Raw genomic sequence first — 4,121 nt, forward strand, 5'->3', positions numbered from 1 at the left:
ATGATAATATCTTCTTTTTTGACACCCACTTTTTGTAAAAATTTAGCTGTTTTAATGGCTGATGGTATCTTTCCTCCAAATGGAGCATAGCCAGAGGTGATTATTTTTGCATTTGGTATTTTGTGATATAGTCTTAGAGCTTCCCATGCACGACGCTCTTTATCTCCACCTAGAAGCAGGATATACTTAGCATCTTTGGGTATCTTTTTGAGTTTGCTATAGGAGTCTTCAAGAGGTTTCAAAAGAAGATTTGAAAATGGAGTATAAGAGATAGTGGCAATCCAAAGTAGGCTTATGGTCAAAAATATTTTTGCTTTTTTATTATGATTTCTATAGAGATACCATAGTCCAATAACCCCTAAAATCAACCCTATAGGTAGTGGCATAACTATAGCCGATACCATTTTTTTTATTACAAAACCAATCTCCATACTCATTTTAGTCTAATCTCCAATCCAAGTTTAACCTCATAGACCTCATCACAAATTTTTGCAACTCTCTGTCCCACAGTTCCTGACCTATCGACAAACTTTCGACTCTCTGCATCTATAGGAATAATTCCTGAAGAGACATCATTAAGTACAAAAACAGTATTTGTATCCTTTTTGGCAAGAGTTTCAAGTTGTTCAAAAAGCTTCTCTATCTTCATATCTAGTGTATTGAGTATCCACATAGAGAGACAATCAATCAGATAAGTTCCCTCATTATTAATAACTAAAGGCAAATCAAAAGGCTCCTCAATTGAGATAAACTTATTCTCTCTTTGTAACTTGTGCCTGTCGATTCGCTCCTGCATCTCTTGGTCTGCATAGGAGTTGTCGTAGGTTGCGATATAGTATGGTTGTTTATTATGAGATAACTTCAGAGCTTTCTGTTCAGCCAAGAGGGATTTACCTGATTTCTGTCCACCATAGTATAAAATTTTGCTCATTTTGTTTTATTTTACTATTTATTCATAATGAAACCGACAAGAAGCAATAATTATTACACCATCCTCATATTTATAGACAAATCTATGTTCTTGTGTTATTCTCCTTGACCAATATCCACTTAAATTCCCCTTTAATCTTTCAGGTTTTCCTATGCCATCAAATGGTTTTCTTAAGGTCTCTTTGATTAATTTATCTATCTTTTTTGAAATAGCTTTATCACTATTTTTGAAATAGATATAATCTTTCCATGCCGAAGGCTCAAATGCTAACATGACTTTATCCTAAATCTTCTATATTCTTATATATTAATTTATCTTTATTATTTTCAATATTATTAATGGCATTTAGAAGTCTATTGGCATTGAATTTATTTGAGAGGAGATATTCAGTATCATCTTTATATTCATCTATAGTAATATTGATATAGAGTCTTTTTTCTTTAAAGAGTTTTTTGATAGATTCTAAAAAATTTATATCTAACTCATTGGCACTCAATCTATAGGCTACCTGCATCAAATCTTCCTTTGTTTTATTTTGATTATATCAAAAAATTATAAAAAATAGGGGGATAAATAAAACATTTAAACGGATATAGATTATAATTGACTCTCTACCTGCTTGGTTATCTTATCTTTGGAAACTCCATTCAAAAACCCATAAACCAAAGCCCCACCAGCTCCAACACCCTCTTTGGCTTCACCCTCATCATATAGTTTCAAAGCAGGGCGTTCACTCAAAGAGAAGTCAAAATCGGCATAGTAGGCATTGATAGGAAAAGAGAGCATTTTTAGAAGAGCTTCTATATCACTATTTTCATCCTCTGCTACCCACTTAGTAGTACAGAGAGCTAGATTAGAGGTCTCCATAGCTCCTCCCATAAGTTTGAGAATTCTGTTCATAACTAACAGCACGCAAGCCATCTGCGTACCACCTGCGAGAATTACTTTAATCCTATTATTGAGACCCATTAAAAACCCTGCATTGAAGATAATCATATTATCACTTACCTTACTTAGGGTATCAAATATATCGTTTTTATCATCAATGTTGGATAGAGCAAGTTTTAGTGTCTTCTCTTTTATATCATCTGGACTGTTCTTGAAAGAGCTAGAGAACATCCCCTCTGCTTTGTATCCTAATCCAAGTGCTGTAGCAGTGGCTGTAGTTGTTCCACTTGGAACCGATTCAGCCAAAATTATATATTCATCTTGGCACTCATAGCTTTGACCAAAGGCTACACCTTTTTCAAATACCTCTTGGGCATCAATATCTGCACCTTCTACAATACTTTGACTTGGAGTAATATCAAAACCGTGTTGAGTAAAGTAGTCTAGTTTTGGTTTGATTTCTAATCCCAAATCCAAAAGCTCAATACGACCATATGGTGCTAACAGATGCACGGCTCTAGTGATAAGAGCAGGGGTTGGTACACCTTTGGGCGTTTGGGCGATATTCTCTAAACTTCGCACCTCTCCAGTACATAGAAACTCACTATCAAGTGTTGGGGTTAGATATATCATATTTCGGATTCCCGCTTGAGTAATTCCCTCTATATCAGCTGTTTTAGTATTGCTTAGGGCTAACATAAACGAAGCTCTTTTACCACGAAGAGACTCTATAAAATCAGGTTTTCCAATTATTGTTTTTATCATGAAAATTTTCTATTTTATCTCTTGATATATTTTTTTTAATCCCTCTAGTGGAATAAGTCCTACTTGAAGATATTTAACAAGACCTTTTTTGTCCATAATCAGAGTAAAAGGTAGCGAACCATTCCATCCAGCTTTTTGTCCAATATAGTTTGTAAACTCTTTGGCATTATCATAATTAACAAGAGGGAACTTAATCTCTTTGTTTTTGGCAAACTCTTTTAGACCCTTTTGGTCTACTCCTCTAACATCAATAGCCACTACATCTATGTCCTTATACTCTTTTTGCATCTCTTTAAATGTATCTATGGCACGAAGACAAGGGCGACCGTTGTAGGCGATAAAAGATAAGATAACAATTTTATCTTCAGAGCCTTCGAAGAGAACTCCATTTTCTATCTCTTTAACCTCTAAAGTTTTCTCATTAGCTGTTTTGAGGGAAAAGCTTGGGGCAGTTATATTCTTCTCTGTAGTTTGGTTGTCTTCACTATTAGCACTACTCAAAAGCAGTGATAGTGTTAGTATTATAGATATGTATCTCATGTATAAAGTCCTTTTTTTTTAGTGATTATATCGAAAAAATGATATAATTCTCCAAAGGTTTAAACATGATTCTATACAATCCAAATTTTCTTGAAAAAACAGAGATTTTTACCATAGAGGAGCTTCAACTCTTAGATAAGTTGAATAGAGAAGTCTCTTTATCTAGTTTTTTAACAAATAGAAGTTTTGTTGATAAATTTGGAATGGACTTTATTCATACCTCTGCTAGAATTGAAGGAAATACCTATGATAGACACGATACTCACACTCTGTTGGAGTATGGTCGAACAGCAGGTGGTAAACGGTATAGTGATGCCAAGATGATTTTAAATATGAGAGATGCTTACGAGAAATTTATAGATGAAGATTTAGAGGTGACAAAAGAGACCCTAAAAGATTTGCACTATATCCTCTCAAATGAGATGGTAGCCGAAAATGAGAGAGCAGTACCAAGAGATGAAGAGGTTGCTATCAAAGGCTCTAACTATACTCCTCTAGCCACCAAAGAGAAGCTAGATGATGAGTTAAATTATATGTTTAAAAAGTATAAAAGCATCAAAAACCCATTTGATAAGGCACTCTATATTCACTGCAATCTAGCCTATCTGCAATACTTCAAAGACTGCAATAAAAGAACGGCTAGAATGATGTTAAATGTGGCACTAAAGAGTGAAGATAAGATGCTCTACATACCTGATGAGAAGCGAATAAGAGAGTATTTGGTCTCTATTGTAGAGTATTATGAGAGTGGTGATTATTCTAAATTTAGAGAGTACTTTATTGCTACTTATAGAGATACGGTTGAGATGATAGTGGCGATGAGAAAAGGTAGGGAAGCAGAGTTGATAAGACCGTTGAGGTAAGATAAAACTCATTTGGAATCGAAGGCTTTAGCCCAATGCCAATAAATTAAGCTTTTTTTGAACCAAATAGTTCGGGTGTAAACACGCCGATTCCGAAAATGCAGATTGCATATAAGGAACCGATGGCTTTAGCC

The 4,121-nt window shown here is 34.6% G+C and carries 6 protein-coding genes and 1 pseudogene; 1 reads left to right on the top strand and 6 read right to left on the bottom strand.

Features of this window, described 5'->3' with window-relative positions; translation table 11 throughout:
• The 6 genes and pseudogenes from GSY74_RS02555 to GSY74_RS02580 form a co-directional block, all read right to left on the bottom strand.
• Positions 1-437, bottom strand: a pseudogene (locus GSY74_RS02555) (hypothetical protein); the annotation flags it as partial.
• On the bottom strand, positions 434-931 hold the full coding sequence (locus tag GSY74_RS02560) for a bifunctional adenosylcobinamide kinase/adenosylcobinamide-phosphate guanylyltransferase (protein WP_164663548.1): 498 nt from the start codon (positions 929-931) through the stop codon (positions 434-436). The gene GSY74_RS02560 and the pseudogene GSY74_RS02555, both read right to left, overlap by 4 nt.
• Positions 932-949: 18 nt before the next feature.
• Entirely contained in the window at positions 950-1,204 is a 255-nt protein-coding gene (locus GSY74_RS02565; RefSeq protein ID WP_164663549.1) for a Txe/YoeB family addiction module toxin, read from the bottom strand.
• Positions 1,205-1,208: 4 nt separating this feature from the next.
• Positions 1,209-1,445, bottom strand: coding sequence for a hypothetical protein (locus tag GSY74_RS02570; RefSeq protein WP_164663550.1), 237 nt, complete (start codon positions 1,443-1,445; stop codon positions 1,209-1,211).
• Positions 1,446-1,528: 83 nt separating this feature from the next.
• Positions 1,529-2,584, bottom strand: a complete 1,056-nt coding sequence (gene cobT / locus GSY74_RS02575; RefSeq protein ID WP_164663551.1) for a nicotinate mononucleotide-dependent phosphoribosyltransferase CobT — start codon at positions 2,582-2,584, stop codon at positions 1,529-1,531.
• Between the two features lie 9 nt (positions 2,585-2,593).
• Entirely contained in the window at positions 2,594-3,124 is a 531-nt protein-coding gene (locus GSY74_RS02580; RefSeq protein WP_164663552.1) for a TlpA disulfide reductase family protein, read from the bottom strand.
• 65 nt (positions 3,125-3,189) lie between these two features.
• Here GSY74_RS02580 and GSY74_RS02585 point away from each other — a divergent pair, with 65 nt between their 5' ends.
• Complete coding sequence (locus GSY74_RS02585; protein WP_164663553.1) at positions 3,190-3,987, top strand: Fic family protein; 798 nt, start codon at positions 3,190-3,192, stop codon at positions 3,985-3,987.
• Positions 3,988-4,121: the final 134 nt, after the last annotated feature.

This window comes from Sulfurovum sp. bin170 (assembly GCF_010892395.1).
Classification (GTDB): domain Bacteria; phylum Campylobacterota; class Campylobacteria; order Campylobacterales; family Sulfurovaceae; genus UBA1140.

Bases quoted from the DNA above. Each gene is read 5' to 3' on its own strand.
- GSY74_RS02570 (WP_164663550.1), bottom strand. From the start codon at position 1,445: ATGCAGGTAGCCTATAGATTGAGTGCCAATGAGTTAGATATAAATTTT.
- GSY74_RS02565 (WP_164663549.1), bottom strand. From the start codon at position 1,204: ATGTTAGCATTTGAGCCTTCGGCATGGAAAGATTATATCTATTTCAAA.
- cobT (WP_164663551.1), bottom strand. From the start codon at position 2,584: ATGATAAAAACAATAATTGGAAAACCTGATTTTATAGAGTCTCTTCGT.
- GSY74_RS02580 (WP_164663552.1), bottom strand. From the start codon at position 3,124: ATGAGATACATATCTATAATACTAACACTATCACTGCTTTTGAGTAGT.
- GSY74_RS02585 (WP_164663553.1), top strand. From the start codon at position 3,190: ATGATTCTATACAATCCAAATTTTCTTGAAAAAACAGAGATTTTTACC.
- GSY74_RS02560 (WP_164663548.1), bottom strand. From the start codon at position 931: ATGAGCAAAATTTTATACTATGGTGGACAGAAATCAGGTAAATCCCTC.